This window comes from Meiothermus sp. (genome assembly GCF_026004115.1).
In the GTDB taxonomy this organism is placed as follows: Bacteria; Deinococcota; Deinococci; order Deinococcales; family Thermaceae; genus Meiothermus.
In genome coordinates this window covers 1,016,118-1,033,104 of the sequence record NZ_BPIM01000001.1, presented here as the reverse complement: position 1 = coordinate 1,033,104, position 16,987 = coordinate 1,016,118, and the positions used below count along the sequence as shown (strand labels likewise).

15 protein-coding genes are annotated in these 16,987 nt (G+C 61.3%); 11 read left to right on the top strand and 4 right to left on the bottom strand.

The features are described from left to right. The first annotated feature begins 5 nt into the window (after positions 1–5). On the top strand, positions 6–722 hold the full coding sequence (locus tag Q0X23_RS04830; RefSeq protein ID WP_297859240.1) for an alpha/beta fold hydrolase: 717 nt from the start codon (positions 6–8) through the stop codon (positions 720–722). Here Q0X23_RS04830 and Q0X23_RS04825 read toward each other — a convergent pair. Both Q0X23_RS04825 and Q0X23_RS04820 read right to left on the bottom strand, forming a co-directional pair. After that, positions 716–3,478 carry a tetratricopeptide repeat protein gene (locus Q0X23_RS04825; RefSeq protein ID WP_297859239.1) on the bottom strand — a complete coding sequence of 921 codons (2,763 nt, stop codon included), beginning with the start codon at positions 3,476–3,478 and terminating at the stop codon, positions 716–718. The two genes, Q0X23_RS04830 and Q0X23_RS04825, sit on opposite strands and share 7 nt — an antisense overlap. A gap of 165 nt (positions 3,479–3,643) precedes the next feature. Beyond that, entirely contained in the window at positions 3,644–4,495 is an 852-nt protein-coding gene (locus Q0X23_RS04820) for a PEGA domain-containing protein (RefSeq protein ID WP_297859238.1), read from the bottom strand. A 164-nt stretch (positions 4,496–4,659) separates the two neighbouring features. Here Q0X23_RS04820 and Q0X23_RS04815 point away from each other — a divergent pair, with 164 nt between their 5' ends. Next, positions 4,660–5,436: a fumarylacetoacetate hydrolase family protein gene (locus Q0X23_RS04815; RefSeq protein ID WP_297859237.1), complete on the top strand. Its 777-nt coding sequence runs from the start codon at positions 4,660–4,662 to the stop codon at positions 5,434–5,436. A 108-nt stretch (positions 5,437–5,544) separates the two neighbouring features. Further along, on the top strand, positions 5,545–6,750 hold the full coding sequence (locus tag Q0X23_RS04810; RefSeq protein ID WP_297859236.1) for a potassium/proton antiporter: 1,206 nt from the start codon (positions 5,545–5,547) through the stop codon (positions 6,748–6,750). Positions 6,751–6,755: 5 nt separating this feature from the next. Here Q0X23_RS04810 and Q0X23_RS04805 read toward each other — a convergent pair whose 3' ends face one another. Continuing rightward, positions 6,756–8,276, bottom strand: a complete 1,521-nt coding sequence (locus Q0X23_RS04805) for an NFACT family protein (RefSeq protein ID WP_297859235.1) — start codon at positions 8,274–8,276, stop codon at positions 6,756–6,758. Between the two features lie 683 nt (positions 8,277–8,959). Between Q0X23_RS04805 and Q0X23_RS04800 the strand changes: the two genes are divergently transcribed. Further along, on the top strand, positions 8,960–9,598 hold the full coding sequence (locus tag Q0X23_RS04800; RefSeq protein ID WP_297859234.1) for a hypothetical protein: 639 nt from the start codon (positions 8,960–8,962) through the stop codon (positions 9,596–9,598). A 63-nt stretch (positions 9,599–9,661) separates the two neighbouring features. On the opposite strand, the gene Q0X23_RS04795 is transcribed toward Q0X23_RS04800, so the two are convergent. Further along, positions 9,662–10,435: a tRNA (adenine-N1)-methyltransferase gene (locus tag Q0X23_RS04795; RefSeq protein WP_297859233.1), complete on the bottom strand. Its 774-nt coding sequence runs from the start codon at positions 10,433–10,435 to the stop codon at positions 9,662–9,664. A gap of 206 nt (positions 10,436–10,641) precedes the next feature. Here Q0X23_RS04795 and Q0X23_RS04790 point away from each other — a divergent pair, with 206 nt between their 5' ends. From Q0X23_RS04790 to Q0X23_RS04760, 7 genes are all read left to right on the top strand, one after another. Beyond that, entirely contained in the window at positions 10,642–11,631 is a 990-nt protein-coding gene (locus tag Q0X23_RS04790) for a sensor histidine kinase KdpD (protein ID WP_297859232.1), read from the top strand. A 253-nt stretch (positions 11,632–11,884) separates the two neighbouring features. Continuing rightward, complete coding sequence (locus Q0X23_RS04785) at positions 11,885–14,128, top strand: hypothetical protein (RefSeq protein WP_297859231.1); 2,244 nt, start codon at positions 11,885–11,887, stop codon at positions 14,126–14,128. Positions 14,129–14,132: 4 nt separating this feature from the next. Continuing rightward, on the top strand, positions 14,133–14,468 hold the full coding sequence (locus Q0X23_RS04780) for a hypothetical protein (RefSeq protein WP_297859230.1): 336 nt from the start codon (positions 14,133–14,135) through the stop codon (positions 14,466–14,468). Then, on the top strand, positions 14,465–14,890 hold the full coding sequence (locus Q0X23_RS04775) for a Tfp pilus assembly protein FimT/FimU (protein WP_297859229.1): 426 nt from the start codon (positions 14,465–14,467) through the stop codon (positions 14,888–14,890). Before Q0X23_RS04780 ends, Q0X23_RS04775 begins: the two co-directional genes overlap by 4 nt. Further along, positions 14,890–15,330, top strand: coding sequence for a prepilin-type N-terminal cleavage/methylation domain-containing protein (locus tag Q0X23_RS04770; RefSeq protein ID WP_119342198.1), 441 nt, complete (start codon positions 14,890–14,892; stop codon positions 15,328–15,330). Before Q0X23_RS04775 ends, Q0X23_RS04770 begins: the two co-directional genes overlap by 1 nt. A gap of 11 nt (positions 15,331–15,341) precedes the next feature. After that, positions 15,342–16,124 carry a PilW family protein gene (locus tag Q0X23_RS04765; RefSeq protein WP_297859228.1) on the top strand — a complete coding sequence of 261 codons (783 nt, stop codon included), beginning with the start codon at positions 15,342–15,344 and terminating at the stop codon, positions 16,122–16,124. 221 nt (positions 16,125–16,345) lie between these two features. Then, entirely contained in the window at positions 16,346–16,930 is a 585-nt protein-coding gene (locus Q0X23_RS04760; protein ID WP_297859227.1) for a response regulator transcription factor, read from the top strand. The last annotated feature ends 57 nt before the right edge of the window (positions 16,931–16,987 follow it).

Below are 16,987 nucleotides of genomic sequence, written 5' to 3'. Positions count from 1 at the left end.
GGGGCATGTCTGTTCCGGTGATCTTTCTTCATGCCTTTCCTTACGGCCCGGCCATGTGGGAGGAGCAGCTTTTGCTCGTCCAGAGGCACCCCGTGCTGGTGCCGGATATTTTGGGCTACGAGAATCTGGAAAGTGCGGCGGCCCACGTGCTGGTCAAGATGGACGCGCGTGGCTGGGAGAAGGCGGTGTTTGTGGGGCTTTCCATGGGTGGGTATGTGATTTTCAGACTGTGGAACCTCGAGCCTGAACGCTTTGCGGGCCTGGTGCTGGCCGACACCCGCGCCACCCCCGATACCCCCGAACAAAAAGCGGCTCGGGCCCAGATGGCCTTGCGGATTCGACAGGAGGGAACGGGTTTTCTGCCCGAAGCGTTGTTGCCGGGTCACCTTGGCGGGACTACGCGCACCCGGAACCCAGCTTTGGTGGAGCAGGTTCGCCAGACCTTGCTGGCTGTCGATCCAGACAAGACCATTGCCAGCCTCAAAGGGCTGGCTGAGCGCCCAGACTCGGTACCGTTGCTGCCAGATATTGCCACCCCAGCGCTGATACTGGTGGGCGAAGAGGACACCCTGACCCCTCCTGCGGACGCACGGCAGATGGCAGCACAAATTCCCGATAGCCGGATACTCATCATTCCCCAGGCGGGCCATCTGGCCAACCTGGAGAACCCCAAAGCTTTTAATACGGCTTTGCTGGGCTTCTTGAGGGAAATTGATCACTGAGCGGGAGCCTTTTGGCTCAGGTGCAGGGCCAAACAGTCGTCTAGGGCGAGCGGTGACTGGGTTTTGAGCCGCTGGCGCAGCGCCTGGGCGGGCCAGATTTTCCCCAGCACCCGGCCCAGCTGGGCGCGGTAGGGGGCTGGCAGACCGATGCAGCTTTGCAGCTTCTTCCAGGCGGCTTCCTCCTGGCCGAGCCCCAGCAAGGCCTGGGTTTCCAGACCCAGTTTCCAGCTCTGCACCCCGGGGTCTTGCAAATCGCCAATCTGCACCACCTGCGCCAGGGCCTCGGCCCACTTCTCCTGCCTTGCGAGGGTCTCGGCATAGCCCAAGCGGGCCTGGGCCTGGAAGTAAGGGTCGCTTTGCTGCAAACATCCCTGCATCATGGCCTCGGCCTGGTCGGGCGGCATGAGCAAGGAAAGCTTGAGGGCCACGTCAATCGCCAGGGCAATATAACGGTCGCCGGGAAGCTTTTTGCTAAGGAGTTCTTCGCGCAGCTCTCGCAAAATCCGCTCGGCGTCAGGTGCTTTTTGCCCGCCCACATAGGGGGGCAGATAGGGCAGGCCGCAGGCCCGCACCCAGTAGGCCACGGCAATGCGGTAGAGGGTACGGCGGTGGCGGTAGTGGGCCTCCTCGGGGCGTTCGCGTACCTCGCGCAGATAGGCCTCGGCCTCGGCCAGCAGGTTCAGGGCCTCCAGGGGACGACCCCGTACGAGCTCCAATACGCTGGCCTCGCTCATGGCTCGAGCGCGGATAAACCCGTCGGAGGCTTCGCGGATGGACTGGTAAAGGTATTTCTCGGCCTCCTCGAAGTTGCCAATGCGCCGCAGGGCGGTGCCGAACCGGGCCCGTACCCGGGCTACCTCTTCGGGCGGTGCGCCCGAGGACTCGAGGGCTTCCAGGCCCTGCCGCATCTGGGCCTCGGCCTCGAAGACCCGGCCGGTACGCAAAAGCAGGTCGCCCGACTGGTAGCGGGCCCGCCCCACCAGCAGCGGATCGTGCGAGACCTGCCGCAGGGCTTTCAGGGCTTCCTCGAAGCGGCCAGCGTCCTTGGCCACCAAGCCCTGCCATAGCCGCACCCGGTCGGCCAGAAAAGGCTGGATGGGCAACGAGAGGGCTTGCTGCACATAGGCTTCGGCCTGGGCGTAATCGCCCTGCCAGCGCTCCACCGCCGCCCAGACCAGAAGCCCCTCGGCCCCCACGTCGCCCGAGAGTGTTTCGGGTGGGGGCAACAGTTCCAGCGCAGCGGGGAAATCCCCCGCGTCCACCCGGGCTTCGGCGGCCTTGACCCGGGCCCAGGACTGCGTGGCGGGGTCAGCGGAGCGAAAAAGTAAATCGAGGGCCTCCAGGGCCTCGGGGTGGGCGTACTGGCCCAGTACGGCGCGGTAGCGCACCACTGCCATGGCCAGTTTTTCGCGTTCGGGGCCAGGCCAGTGCTGCGACTCGGCCCAGAGGGTGGGCAGGAGCGAAAGCCGGCTGGGGTCTTGCGAAAGCAGCTCCAGCAACCTGTCGAGCCGCTGAGCCCCCCGGGCGTGGTGAAGCTGTCGGAACAGGTCGTTCTTGAAAAAATCCAGGGCCAGGGTGTGCAGTTTGCGGGCTTCTTTTTCGGGTACGGTGGGCAGCAGGGTGCGCAGGGCTGGGCGTACCTTGCTCTCGCCCATGGGGGCCAGCAGGGCCCGTTCAGCCTGCGAGAGGTGCTCGAGGCCTTTGTTCAGGGCTTTTTCCAGCAGAGCTACCGGAACCCCCGGGTCGGCCTCGGGGGAAAGTATAGCCAGCGCATGCAGGATGGGGCGCAGGGTGGTGTCCTGGGCCAGGTTCGGGGTGCTCCCGTGGGTCTGGGCGGCTTCCAGCAGCACCAGCCGGGAAAGCTCGGCAAAGTTGCGCCCGGCCTGGTTCACCAGGGCCTCCACCCGCTCGGGGGGCAGGTCGGGCAGGCGGTCTTTCACGTAGCGGCGGGCCTCGGCCCGGCTGGGGGCCGAGAGCGGGCTCCAGGCCAGGTTGGGTGGCGGTTCGGAAAGACCAGCCAAAAAGGGGATGGTCAGACGGCGCAGCAGGGGTTCGACCCAGGCCGCCAGCCCTACCGGGTTGCCCTGGGCGTCGCGCAGGCTAAGCCCCCCAATCTGGCCCTCTTTTTCTGCCCGCAGGAGCAGGGGTTTGCCGTGAGCGTTGAGCGCCTTGGCGATCTCGTTGCGCAGCTCGTCTTGCAGGGCGGCCTGCAGCGCGTAGGGCTGGGTAGGGGAGAGCTGGGAGAAGATGCCCTCGAGCTCGATATGTAGCTTCTCGGCCAGGGGGTGCAGATGCTGGGCCAGCTCCCCCCCCAGGTTCACCATCAGACAGTTGGGCACCGCCCGCTCCACCGCCGCCAGCAGCACGCCCTTGCCGGTAGCGGGCCCCCCGACCACCACCATCTGGGGCTTGTCGCCCTGCTCCAGCGCCCGCACAAAACGCCGGAATAGCCGGCGCTTGTCGCGCCCTAAGGCCCGCCGGGCCGACTCCAGGGCCAGCTCCGAGGGCAGCGAGGGCGCTTGCAGGCCCGACTCGGTGTACAAATCGCCGATCACCTCGAACAGGCGGAGCTTTTCTTCCGGGCTGCCCAGGTCTTTGTACAAAATGTTGCGAACTGTTCCGGCCCGTCCACCGCGCTCGGCCACGGCAGCCTCGAGCCAGCGCAAGCTCCCCTTTTTGCCCCGGTGGTCGCGCCCGGAGAGGTGTGGGCGCAGGGTCTCCAGGTAGCTTTGCCAGAGTGTACTCACTTCTCCCACAATACCTACACCATACCGGGGTGTAGTGTAATCTGCAAGGAAAAATGAGCCGAAAACTAAATGCTGAATGCCCTGGGGGCCCATCTGAGCTTGCCAATGAAAGCAAAACGCAGCCCGTTCTGCCCGTCACGAGGGGCCATGGCCTTCGGCTTCGAACCTTGAGCCCTACTGCACCAGCTCCACTTCCAGGTTTTTGTTGCGCGGCACGTTAATCAGGGCGCTGAAGGTACGGTAGCCGGGGGCCTCGACCTGCAGGGTGTAGTCGCCTGCCTCGAGCAAGAAGCTCGAGCGCCCCAGCTTGCTGCTGGCAATCTCGGTGCTGCCTTGCAGGATGCGAACGGTGGGGTTCGCTGCATTGACACTCACGTTCAGGAGGCAAGGACAGCTTGGCTCAACCTCGCGCACGCTGCCCGAGGTCACAGGCTGGGCAGGCGGGGGTGGGGTGGTCTCGGTGGGCGTTGGTGCGGGCGACGGTGTGGTGGGCGTTGGCGCGGGCGAGGGTTCGGGAGTGGATTGCGGCAGGCTTGGCTCCGGTGGGGTGGGGGCAGGCTCGGGGCTGGTAGGGGCCGGGGCGGGCTCTGCGGGCGCGGGGGCTGCTGGGGCGGGTTCGGGCGTGGTGGGGGTTGCAGTAGGTGGTATGGCCGGGTTGGTGCGGAAATTGTTGAGCGGATCGGGAATGGCACCGGAGGTCAGCAGGTTGGGGCTGCTGCTGCTCAAGAGTGCAATGCTGCCAAAGCCGGTAAGCGCCAGCAAAACGGCCAGGGCTGTGATCCAGCCGGCCAGCCGGCTCCTCAGGTTGAGTAGCGCCCAGACCAGCAGCAGCACCCCCAGCACGCCCAGCCCCCAGAAGACCGAGACGCCGTACTGATGGTGCAGCCAGGCCCCGCCCAGGCCAAACAAGCCCAGTACCAGACCGAAGCCCGTCCAGGCCAGTCCACCGCGCTGCAGGCGGGTGAGCCCCCAGACTAATATCAGCACCCCCAGAATGCCCAAAATCCAGAGCAAAAGTGCGTTCATGTACACTCCTTTCCTATTCTTATCTCGACAAAGCCGAACTCGAGGCGGCCCAAGTAGACTTTAGCACCCCCGGCCCGCGCGTCTTGAGTGTCGGTTGAGCAGGCAACCAGGTAAGCCAAACGTCCCAAGGCAGGGGAGATGCACAACGGTATACTTGAGCCACTATGAAGATTGTACGTTTTGGCGCTGGTCAATGGGGGGTTCTGGAAGGCGAGACGATCCACGAAACCGACGGCCCGGCGGGCAACCCCACGGGCCGTCACTTTGACCTGGGCGGGGTCACCCTGCTGGCCCCGGCCACGCCCAGCAAGATTGTGTGCGTAGGGCGCAACTACCTCGACCACATCCGCGAAATGGGCCACGATTTTGGCGGCGAACTTCCCAAAGAGCCGGGGCTGTTCCTCAAGGGGCCCAATACCCTGGCCCACCCGGCCAATCCGGCCCGCCCCGACCGCTCCGGCGATGTGGTGCCCTACCCCAGCTTCACCAACCTGCTGCACTACGAAGGGGAGCTGGCGGTGGTGATCGAGAGCCGCATGAAGAATGTGCCCGAGGACGAGGCCCTCGAGCACGTGCTGGGCTACACCTGCGCTCTGGACGTAACCGCCCGCGACAAACAAAAAACCGACCTGCAGTGGGTGCGGGCCAAGTCCGCCGACAGGTTTTGTCCCCTGGGGCCCTGGCTGGTTACCTCGCTTGACCCCCAGAACACCACCCTGCGCACCTATGTGAACGGGGAGCTGCGCCAGGAGGCCCACACCAGCCTGATGATCTTCCCGGTGGCTAAAATCCTCTCTTACATCAGCAGCTTCATGACCTTAGAGCCTGGCGATGTGGTACTGACCGGTACGCCCGAAGGGGTAGGCGAGCTCAAGCGCGGCGACCAGGTGGAAGTGGCCATCGAAGGCATTGGCGATCTGCACACCCGAATTGAGAACTGAGCCGCTGCTTGGCGCTGATTTTGGCGGCATACTGAACCCCAGGGTGCCCCCTGAGCACCAGAAAATGCGCTGTCTGCCCAATAGAGCAGCCGGGTCAAGGAGGTGTAGTTGCCAAAGGCCGAACTCATCCTGCTGGTTGTGAGCGTTTTGCTGCTCCTGAGCGTGCTGGCCACCAAGCTGGGTGGGCGGCTGGGGGTGCCGGGGCTCTTGTTGTTTCTGGCTATTGGAATGCTGGCCGGCAGCGACGGGCCGGGGGGTATCTGGTTTGACAACTACGCCCTGGCCCAGTTTGTGGGTACGGTGGCGCTGGTTTTTATTTTGTACTCCGGGGGGCTTTTTACCCGCTGGGGCACGGTGCGACCCATTCTGGGGCCGGGGCTTTCGCTGGCTTCTTTGGGTGTGCTTATTACCATGCTGGCCACCGGGGCTTTTGCCTACTGGGTGCTCGAGCTGCGCTGGCTCGAGGCCCTCTTGCTGGGGGCCATTGTTTCCAGCACCGATGCCAGCGCGGTGTTCAGCGTTTTGCGCGAACGGGCGGTGCGTCTGCGCAAGCCGCTGCGACCTTTGCTCGAGTTCGAGTCGGGCACCAACGACCCCATGGCGGTTTTCCTGACGGCGGGCCTGACCCTGCTCCTGACCCAGCCCGGAATAAGCGGCTGGCAGATTCTGCCCCTGTTCGTCCAGCAGATGCTGCTGGGCCTGCTGCTGGGGTACGGGCTGGGGCGGGCCTCGGTCTGGCTGCTGCGTTACCTGCGGCTTAGCTTCGATGGGCTGTATGCAGTTCTTTCCATCACCCTGATGCTATTGGTCTTCTCGCTAACGGCGGTACTCGGCGGGAGCGGCTTCCTGGCCGCGTATGTGGCCGGGGTGGTGGTGGGCAACAGCGATTTTCCTCGCAAAACTGCTCTCCTCAGTTTCCATGAAGGCAACAGCTGGCTGATGGAGATTGGTATGTTCCTGACCTTGGGCCTGCTGGTGTTTCCTTCCCAACTGCCCTCGGTGGCCCCAAGTGCAATTCTGCTGGCCTTGTTCCTGATGCTGGTAGCCCGTCCGGTGGCGGTTTGGCTCAGCCTACCCACGCCCCGCTTCACCCGGAACGAGAAGGCCTTTATTGCCTGGGTGGGCCTGCGTGGAGCCATTCCTATTGTGCTGGCCACCTTTCCCTTGCTGGCCGGGGTGGAGGCCGCCCAGAAAATCTTCAACGTAACCTTTTTCGTGGTGCTCTTCTCGGTGCTGGTGCAGGGTACTACCCTGCCCCTGGCGGCCCGCTGGTTGCGTGTGCGTGCCGATGAAGAGCCCTCCGCTTCGCCCTGAAGCGCTTATCCTTCTGGCAGCGCTGCATCCACAAACAGGGTCTTGCCCTGGGTATAGAGCACCTGCCCCGGGGCCGCCTTGCGTGGCCGCCAGACGTGTTTTTTGGGGGTGTAGTCCACCGGTACGTTTGTCTCGCCCCTGGCCTTGGAGTGATAAGCCGCGAGCTGGGCGGCATAAAGCAGGTCGGGCAGGGCGGCGGGCTGCCCCTGGGTGCGCAGGATGACATGCGAGCCGGGGAGGCCCTGGGCGTGAAACCACAGGTCTTCGGAATGAGCCATGCGGGTCAGGAAGTCGTTTTCCTTGCTGTTTCGGCCCACCCAGACCTCGAAGCCGCCGGGGCTTCTGAAACGTAGCCCTACCTGGGGGCCTTTGATCCGAATCTTGCGGTTTTGCTCCAGTAGCTCTGTGCGGGACAGATGCTCGAGCTGCCTTAGGGCGGCCTCGAGGTCGGCAATCTGGGCCTCGGTAGCGGGTATCAGCGCCAGGGCTTTTTCGGCGCTTCCCTCCAGGCGCTTAGCCCGCTCGTAATACCTGACAGCGTTCTGAATGGGGGAGAGCCCCTTTTCCAGCGGAATTTCGACGGTCTTACCAAAGAAGTCCGGAAGGCGCGCCACAGGCCCCGGCGGTAGGGTATGGCCGTAGGCCATCAGCAGGTCGCCCCACTGGCGCAAACGCTGGGCTTCCTCGAGCCGCTCTATGGCCCGCTGGTAGTCCTGTAAGCGGGCTTGCAGGGTTTTGATCTGCCGCTGGAGGGCCTCGCGCAACGGCTTGCGCAGGGCCTCGGTCTCTTCTTCCTCCCAGGCCTGTCGCAGATCTTCAGACAGGTGGGCCTGCCCACCGGGCTGCTCCACCAGGCTGTGGATAACCCTGTGGATAAGCGGCAGATGTTCGGCGGCAAGTGGGGTTTGGGGGATCATCTGCGCGCGGCGCGCAAGTTCGGCGCTCAGCTCCTTGCCTACGCCATCCAGCTTCCGGGCCAGCTCGGCCAGGGTTCGGCCCACAAAAGGAGCAAGTTCCTCCTGCTGCAGGGTGCGTGGGTCGAGCTTCTGGTAGGGCGGGGGCGGGGTGTAGGGCAGACCGGGCCGCAGCTCCCGGAAGCGGTTGATGGCGGACGTAACCGGGCGGTCAATGCCTAGAATCTGCCCCTCGAGGTCGCAGAGTATCAGGTTGGCATTGCGCCCGGTCAGCTCGAAGACCAGCCGGGCTGGGGCCACCTCCACAAAGCCCTTTTCCCCCTCGAACGCCAACACCACCACCCGGTCGAGCTTGATCTGCTCTAAGGCCAAAAGCCGCCCCTTGCAGCGCGCAGCCAGCAGCCGCTGAAAAGGAGTTCGGGCCTCGCCTTCCAGACGACCCGGCTCCACTGTGAAAATCGGATTAGGCGGGCGGTAGCGCAGCACCAGGTTGCCCACCCCCTCCAACAAAAGCGCTGCTGTCCCCTCGTCCGGGAAAGCCCAGCCCAGGCTGCGCAGAGGCAACTGCCCCGCCAGCTCGCGCACCACCGCATGAATCAGCAAACCTTCCATCCGGCCCTTCCACGGCCAAGTATAGGGGTTTGGCGAAGATCCCCGAAGACAAACTTCAGGCTTTTATTTGCGCTGCATGGAGGCCTTGCTCCAATTCCGCTGGAGAATTAAGCGACCCAGCCTGTGCAAGCCAACATCAAGCGCATTTCAATTCCGTATGGCAGCAACAGAACCAGATGGTGAACCCCACGGGTATGGGCTAGTTTGGTCTGGATGTTCTTGGGTAGGGGGTTCTCAAGAACCACCTTGTACACAAAAAGCAAGGCTAACAGGGCCATATTCCGCGTTGATGCCGATACGCTCCGATTTACTGCCATATTGGTAAGGCAGGCCCTCACCTCTTCTAGCCCAAGCCATTTGAATGTTTATTTTACCGTGTGACCGGGTAAAATCGGTTATATATATTTAGATGTATGCCTGCTTGGTGCTCCGGGCTAAACTGCGAACCTGGGTTGCCTCGCGAACCGAGTTTAGAAAGGCGGAGGTTTTGGGTGAATAAAAAACCTCGAGGGTTTATCAGCATTCGCCACTTCGGTATAACTCCTCTCAGCAAAGTGTTATTGGGCATACCTGCAACTCATTCATCGGCATCCCAACGGTGGCGCCTAACCCCTCCTTCAAGCGGACCCGCCTACGGCGGTCCGCTTAAGTCAAACGTTGGTTGCACGAAGGAGGTACATCGGATGAAGAGCCAAAACAAAGTGTGGTGCGCAGTTGCGGCCGTCGTGCTTGCCGTGATTCTGGTGGGATGCACGACCACTCGTATAACCTCGCAGGTCAATCGTGAGGCTGTCCAACGCAATTTCAGCAAGTTGCTCGTTCACAGCAGCTTTCAGAACTTGGAGTACCGACAGCTTGCGGAAAACAAGCTTTGCGCAGAGCTTGCTGCCGCTACCGGAGTGACTTGCCTGAGATCCATCACAGTCTTCTTCCCTGGTCAGAAGTACACCGTTGAGCAGATCGCGGAGCGCTTGAGCGAGCTTCAGATCGATGCCGTTCTAACGTTTCAGCCGACTGGGAGCGGAACATCGTCAACGTACATTCCTCAGAGATCATACACCACAGGGAGTGCGACCGTCATCGGGAACACCGTCATCGGTTCAAGTACCACCCAGACCTACGGTGGCTACAATATCAGAACGCCCTGGGCGAACTTCGAAGCAGTTCTTTGGTCGACCTCCGATGACAAGGCCGTCTGGTACGCGACTGCTGCGTCGGAGGGAAACGCCTTGGCTGGATGGGATGGCCTCATCAGCTCTGCATCGAGCAAGGTAGTGAGCAAACTCGTATCTGACGGTGTGTTTCGGAAGCTGAGTAGGTGATGTAAGGGCAGCTAACAACTGGTTGCGGCGGAGAGCACTGTGTGTCGCAACTGAACCCAACCATTATACCTTTCCAATTCTTCTTAGCTGTACCAGAAACGCCGTATGCCCCACCTGCTGAAACTTGGGGTGGGCGATGGGGGGGCGCACGTCCCACTCGCGGTGCAGCACTTCCAGGGTGCGCTCGTGCAGGTAGGGCAGGCGATGGGCGTTTAGGTACTCCAGAAGCGCGACCACCTGGGTGAGGTTGGGCAGGTAGCAGGCCAGGAAGCGGTCGGGCTTGAGGGCCGGGGTCACAGCCGCCAGCACCGTCCAGGGTTCCATCAGATCCAGCGCCACGCCGTCGAAGGCGTTGGGGGGTAGCTCGGCCTGGGAGAGGTCGGCCTCGAGCCAGATCACGTTGCCCCAGTCTTCAAACGCGCTCAGATTGCGGCGGGCTCGAGCCTGGTGTTTGGGGCGGGTTTCGTAGCTCCACACCTGGCCGGTGGGGCCCACAGCCCTGGCCAGGTAGAGGGTGAGGCCGCCGGAGCCCGAACCTGCCTCCAGCACCTGCATACCGGGGGCCAGGTCGAGCAAAAAGCAGATGGTGGCAGCGTCCTTGGGGTAGGTGGGGGTGGCCTCGCGGGGCATGTGCAGCACGTAGTCTTCCAGGGTGGGGCGGTGGATGGTGAACGGCTCACCCTGGGGGGTGGCGATCCGGGTGCCGGGGCCCGCTTGCACGATGGCCTGGTGGCTTAGAGAGCCCCGGTGGTAGTTGAAGCTGCCCCCTTCTTGCAAGCGGAACAGGTAGGAGCGGCCCCGTCGGTCTTGCAGCAGGGCCCAGTCGCCGTAGGTCATGGAGCCTAGCCTAGCGGGGGGGTGGGTGGTTTTGTCAAACTGGCTGGCTAGGCCTAGCCGTTTCCTAAGCGCAGCCGTACCCCCAAATGGGGGGGGGAAGTTTGTTAATTTTACTCGAGCTAAGGCAAATTCTGGAAAACCAGGTGGGGGTGGTGCTGGCCAACTTCGCCCGCTCCTACTCCTCTAGCGATAGGTAGACTGAAGCTATGCCGCTCAAGCATCAACTGGCCTGGGTGATTGGTTTACTGGCCTTTGTTCCTAACCTGGTGATTGTGCTGACCTTTTGGGTCTCGGCCCGCGGGGAGCCCCTCGAGACCTCGCTTTTTTTGCTGGCCTGGATGCTGGTGCTGGCCCTGATTGCAGCGGGGGTGGGCTATGTCCTGGCCAATACCCTTTTGCGCCCCATGGACGAGCTAACCCGCAGCCTGTACTACCTGCGCGGGGCGGGCCGCACCCTGGCCGATCTCTCGCTGCCCTCACCCAAGCAGCGCCCCCCGGCCGAGATTGCCCAATTGCGCGAGGGCTTCGAGGAAGTGCTGGATCACCTGCGGGAGTTGCTAGAAGCCCGCGAGGCCACCTACGCTGCCCTGACCCACGACCTCAAGACCCCCCTGCTGGCCAGCCTTAGGGCGCTGGAATACCTGGAAGAGGCCGACAAAATTGGGCCGGAAAAACGCAAAGAAATGCTGCGCAGCTTGCAAGACGAACTGAACCGCAGCTATTTGTTGGTGGAAAATCTGCTCACTGCCAGCCGCCTCGAGGCCCAGCGGATCCAGCCGGAAAACCTCAATCTGCGCTCGATTCTGGAAGACTTTCGCCTGCGCTATGCCCAGCAGGCCCAAAAGCGCGGTCTGCGACTGGAGATTGAAGGAGCCGGGCAGGCCCGCGCCGAGCGGCTCTTGCTCGAGCGGGCTGTGGCCAACCTGACCGAGAATGCCCTGCGCCATGCCCGTAGCCGGGTGGTACTCAGGGCGGGGGATGGCTGGCTCGAGGTCGAAGACGATGGACCCGGCCTGCCCGATAGCTTGGAGGCCTTATCCCAGCCCTTCCGCAGCCAGCGCCTGCGGGGGGTGCGGGCGGGCAGCGCGGGGTTGGGGCTGTATGTGGCCCGGCGGGTGGCCGAGGTGCATGGGGGGCGCTTGGAAAACCTGGCTTTAGGGGGCCAGGGAACAAGGCTGCGCATTCAGTTACTGTGAATCCAGGCAAGGAACCTTTTTGTCTGCAAACATTTGCTCTTATCGGGATATGGCTTGTGATTTTTGGCCATAGACGAGGGGGTCTTTGAAAACATGCAGAAACGCGCTCTAGGATGGGTAATTGCCCACAAAATAACCTTTGGGTTAATACATTAACAACACATTAACGTAACACCGAAGCCCCCATCTGGGGGTGTAGCGAAAGGCCAATCCTGCCCACACTGGTTATAAGGAAAGTTGACGAGGTGTCGCCATGAAGTCTGGACAAACCAACCCCTTCGCTAGGAAAGGAATCGCGCTTGTTACTGTGCTGGTAGCGGTGGTGATCGTGATCGCGATTTTTACCACCCTCAGCGCCAGCGTGCTCAGCGAGCTACGAAATGGTCGAACAGTAAGCGTCCGCGACGAGCTGGCCCAATCCGCCGATGGCCTCTCGGAACGCGCCCGGTTGCAACTGGTGCTCGATTACCGCAGCCGGGGCATCAGTGTGCCGGCCTATTTAGACCAGGTCAACGCAAACCCCCCCACTGCCACCGTAGACCTGGGCAATGGAATAACCGGACGCTGGCGGGTACTGGGTACTTCGGGCGTGGGCGCGGAGTACGGCTGGATTGAGGTGGCCTCTACCGCCAGCCGAGGCAACGAAAGTCAGACGGTAGTCCGGCGGATCAGCTTTGGACAAAACGATGTCTTTAAGCTGGCCATGCTTTCCGAGACCACCAACTGCATGTACTGCCACCTGCGGGTCAATGGGGATGTGGGGGCTTTGTTTCACCACCGGCCCGGTTGGGGTACCGAGGGTGTAAGTGGACAGGGCTCGGGCGGTCATGAGGGGGGCTCGGTGATCCGGGGTAACCTCTACGCTGCGCGCACCATTACCAACGACGACACCCCTCGGAACGGTGAAGGAGCTCTGACGCGCGGTAACTACTCGGCCAACGGAACCGGCACACTGAATGCCTACAAGATCAACGGCTCATTGGTGACCGGGAATGTGGAAGCCAACTCTACCAACTCGGCCCTACCCCAAGATACCGACGGGGACGGCATCCCCGATTTTCCCCCCATCAAGCGCTCGGTAGCAATGGCCAGTGCGAACGGTAGTCTTAGAGGTGGCACCATTGTAGCGCTGAGCTCTGGCCAGGTGCTCAATCCGGTGACCCAGGTCTCGGCGATGGTGGGCGGAATTAGCCGAACCCACGAAGGCAACCTGGTACTCATTGGCACCCCCGAGAACCCTATTGTGCTGGACAAAGATGTGTATGTGAGCGGGGATGTGGTCATCAAGGGGGTGGTTCGTGGACGCGGCGCAATCTATGCCGGACGCAACTTGTACATCGCGGGCAACGTGACCTACCAGAACCCCCCCTCCAAGCCAGGGCAAGGGGTCTGTACGGGGGTGACCGACCCGGATCAATGCGCCCGGCTCAACATTGCCAATGGGCGGGATGAACTAAGGCTGGCCGCGCGGGGTAACACCATTGTAGGTGACTACACCGAGCGCAACGCTAGTGGGAATTTGTTGCCCGTGGACCTGCGCCAATCTGCGGACTTCTACCGGGCTCAGTTTGGTTTTTACGGTGGCAATCGTTATTACGATACGCAGACGGGTGACGAGCTGGTGCTCAAAGATGGCCGTTATTACAACGTGGAAGGCACCGAAATCTCTGCCAGCCGCGTGATCACCCGTGCGGCCAACCAATCCAATCCGGCTCAGGATGCCTATTCCTATAGCTTTAGACCTGGCTCTATAGACCCAAGCGGCAACTTTACCGGGTGGATTTCGGACGACTTTTATAAAAATACCCTGTTGGGATCGAGCAACCTGGCCTATAACACCTGGCGCTGGGACTTTGGCATGCCTCCCGGCAGCACATCGGCTAAAGTTAGTTTTCGCAACACCATCGAGACCGAGCTTGTCAACGCCCGCATCCCCTCCAATCAGGCTAGGGCAATTGCGTGTCGGCTGGCCAATCTTTCTGCTGGCAGCAATGGTTGCCCTTCTTCAATTCCTCCTAGTAACGGAGGGCAGGACTTGCGCGATAACGCAGGCAATGTAGTAGGTTACATCCACATACAGGGTGGGCGTACCTTGCGGGTGGTGCGCGACCAGGCGCTTTCCTATGAAACCCAGGTCACCCGTGTGGATGCTTTCTTGTACAGCAACTTTCGCATTGCGGGCAAAACCAGCATGCTGGGCGTAGCCATGAATGGGGGATTGATTGCCAAGGAACTGGGCATTCTGGCGCCTGGGCGCTTTAAAGGCTGGTGGAAGAGCAGCCGTTATAACTTCTTATCCAGCCCAACCGACACGAACCGGCAGTGCAATAGCGCAGGGCAGACCTACTTTGTAGCCGATACAGAGGACTGCGCTCTTACGGTCAACTACGACCACCGTTTGCGCAACGGGGGCTATGGCTTCAACCTGGTGGTGGGCAACCCCGGACAGACGGTTTCCTGGCGGCTCTCTGCCGACCCCAACGAAAGGGTGCGGTGAGACCATGGTGCTCAGAATTATTTTCGCACTGGCCCTGGCCGTAGGGGTCTATCTGGTCTGGATGCTGTGGCCAAGGAACCAGGCCACCGCACCTACCCCGAAACCCGCTGTCGTGACCATTCAGGAAGCTTCTCCAGCCCAACCGGGCGCTGCCAGGCCCATGAGCAGCCTGGCGCTGGAGGAAATCCGACCCGAGATGGTGAACTTCATTACCCAGCAAAACGGCAGATGGGTGCTGAACTTCCAGGACGGCAGCAAGCGTGAGGTGTACCCATTTGAAATTAACCAGTTGCCCCAGCAGCTACAGCTTCAAATGAACTACAAACGGGGTGGTTCATGAGACGGGGATTTACCTTGCTCGAGATGCTCATCGTGCTGGCCGTAATGGCTATTCTGGGCGGACTGGCGGTGGCTAACCTTAACGCTTATATTCAAAGTAGCCGCCTCAACCAGGCCCTACAAGAGGTAGCCGAAGCCTTGCGTTCGGTGGGCAACCGCGCACTCACGGAAAGCCGCGGCTACACCGTTACCATCACCACGGGCCCAAACAGCCGGCTCGAGTGGGCCAACTCGGAGGGCCCGGTGGGTAGCATGGTAGTTCCCAACGCTGTACAGATCGTATCGCTTACGCCTTCTGGTTCAACGATTCAGTATGCGGGTCGAGGTTTTCCCCTCAATCAGTACCGCTTGGGTTTGCAGATTGGCTCGAGGCCCGCTCGGGAGGTCGTGCTATTACCTACTGGAAAGGTGGTGATTCCCTGATGAAGTCCAACCGCAACATGTCAGGCTTCACCCTGGTGGAGGTACTGGTTGCGCTGGCGGTTTTAACCATTGTGCTGGGGGTGGTGGCAGCCAATATCGGCTCGAGCCTGCAGATCAGTCGCCAGAGCCGTATCAACGCCTTTGCTTCCGAGTACGTACAAAGCGTGACAGAGCGCTACCGCACCCACTGGAGCGTACCAGCCAACTACACCGCAGGCTCCACCCCGCCCGATCTGTCGGCCCTGGCCAGCAAGCTCGCATCGGTGGGTCTGACCGCTACCATCAACGCTGCTCAGGTCATCAACCCCGATGGCACGGCTTTTACCGGTACGGGTCAGCCACCCCTGCGACGCATTGAGGTGGAGGTGCGGCAGGGCTCCAACCTTCGCGCTCGCCTTGTAACCGATATCGGCAATCCGCAGTCCACCGGGCTTCGCTAGGGGGAGCTTTGATGAACACAGGATACACCAATCACCTGAGCTCCAGGGGCATAACTTTAGTAGAGCTGCTGGTTGCCATGGCGGTGCTGGGCCTGGTCTTGAGCCTGTCGAGCCGACTGATCTTCCAAAACCAGGATATTACCACCCGCCAGGTACTGGCAGGACGGGTCAATGAGGATGTTCGTCAGGCTACCCTACGTATGAGCGATGTGATATCGCAAGCCGGTTATATCTTCCCCAACAACGCCACCATCACGGTACAAACAGGCGTGACCAATACGGCAGTGGTCACTGGAGACGATGCCTTGGCAGTTCTGGTGCCCCCCAGAACGGCTTACTGCCCCCTGACCACGAACCAGTACTGTGGCTTTTTGTACCGCCTCGAGCCTCGAGATCCTTACATCGCCGATCTGGGTAATACGCCGGGTAACAGCGGATGGGTGCTGGTGGAATACCAGGCCAGAGGCCTGACCTGGAATGCGAACACCAATCCAACCAGCGTAGCCAACAACTGGACTTCTGCAGGATTCAAATCCAGAGGGGTGGTGGCCGATTCGGTAACCGACGATGGAACCAATCTGAGCCTCCTATCGTTTGCTGGCATAGCCAGTGAAATAGATCGAGTTCTGGCGATCCCGACCAACACAATCAGCGTGAACCTGAACAGCGCCAACGCTCTGATTGGATCGGTACGGATTGAAGTGGCTGTTGCCTATGCCAATGGCCTGCGGGCTACCCGGCAGACCGATATTCTTGCCAGGGGCATACCAAGGGCTGTTCCTCCTGGCAACTGATTGCCACGTGAGGGTGGTTTCTGCAAATACTCGCTACAGCGGGGTTTGCTTCACCAAGTATTTGTGGCGACCGCGATGGATGGCGTGCTACGTCTTTGAAGAGCGCGATAATACCCCTGACTTGTGAAGATCAAGTCCAACCAAACCGCCAAAAAAGAACATCTGGTAGTTTACGGGTGGCCTTAGAATTGGCTTGAAGGCTTTATGGCTTGAGAGATGCTATGAGACTCCTCATTGCCGACGACCACCCCCTTTTTCGCGTGGGCCTGCGGGCGGCCCTCGAGCGCGAGGGCTTCGAGGTGGTGGGGGAGGCCGGCGACGGACAGGAAGCCCTGAACCTGTGCTTGCAACTGCTGCCGGATGGGGTGGTGCTGGATGTGCGAATGCCGCAAATGGACGGAATCACCGCCACACGTTTGCTGCGCGAGCAGCGCTACCGGGGCCTGATTACCCTCCTGACTACCTTCAACGAACCGGTTTTGATCCAGCAGGCGGCCTATGCTGGTGCCGACGCCTACTGGTCGAAAGAGCTTCCGCCTGAGGCTCTGGCCGAACGTCTACGTAGGCTCAGCCAGGGGCAAGAGCCCCGCCTGCGGGCACCGGAACTTCCCAAACTGACTGCCCGCGAGCAGGAAGTATTACAGTGGATGGCCCAGGGGCTTTCCACCAAAGAAATTGCCCGCAACCTGCACATCTCGCCCGAGACCGTCAAGGATCACCTGGTACGGCTCTACGAGAAACTCGAGGCCCGCAACCGCGTGGAGGCCCTCGAGCGGGCCCGCAGCCTGGGGTTGCTAAGCATTTAGAGGGTGGTTTCCTCCTGGACAGACAAAAGTGGTATAGATTAAATACCCCCATTTGGG

Coding starts and splice junctions, on each gene's coding strand:
- Q0X23_RS04830 (WP_297859240.1), top strand. CDS start 6: ATGTCTGTTCCGGTGATCTTTCTTCATGCCTTTCCTTACGGCCCGGCC.
- Q0X23_RS04820 (WP_297859238.1), bottom strand. CDS start 4,495: ATGAACGCACTTTTGCTCTGGATTTTGGGCATTCTGGGGGTGCTGATA.
- Q0X23_RS04815 (WP_297859237.1), top strand. CDS start 4,660: ATGAAGATTGTACGTTTTGGCGCTGGTCAATGGGGGGTTCTGGAAGGC.
- Q0X23_RS04805 (WP_297859235.1), bottom strand. CDS start 8,276: ATGGAAGGTTTGCTGATTCATGCGGTGGTGCGCGAGCTGGCGGGGCAG.
- Q0X23_RS04800 (WP_297859234.1), top strand. CDS start 8,960: ATGAAGAGCCAAAACAAAGTGTGGTGCGCAGTTGCGGCCGTCGTGCTT.
- Q0X23_RS04795 (WP_297859233.1), bottom strand. CDS start 10,435: ATGACCTACGGCGACTGGGCCCTGCTGCAAGACCGACGGGGCCGCTCC.
- Q0X23_RS04790 (WP_297859232.1), top strand. CDS start 10,642: ATGCCGCTCAAGCATCAACTGGCCTGGGTGATTGGTTTACTGGCCTTT.
- Q0X23_RS04785 (WP_297859231.1), top strand. CDS start 11,885: ATGAAGTCTGGACAAACCAACCCCTTCGCTAGGAAAGGAATCGCGCTT.
- Q0X23_RS04780 (WP_297859230.1), top strand. CDS start 14,133: ATGGTGCTCAGAATTATTTTCGCACTGGCCCTGGCCGTAGGGGTCTAT.
- Q0X23_RS04775 (WP_297859229.1), top strand. CDS start 14,465: ATGAGACGGGGATTTACCTTGCTCGAGATGCTCATCGTGCTGGCCGTA.
- Q0X23_RS04770 (WP_119342198.1), top strand. CDS start 14,890: ATGAAGTCCAACCGCAACATGTCAGGCTTCACCCTGGTGGAGGTACTG.
- Q0X23_RS04765 (WP_297859228.1), top strand. CDS start 15,342: ATGAACACAGGATACACCAATCACCTGAGCTCCAGGGGCATAACTTTA.
- Q0X23_RS04760 (WP_297859227.1), top strand. CDS start 16,346: ATGAGACTCCTCATTGCCGACGACCACCCCCTTTTTCGCGTGGGCCTG.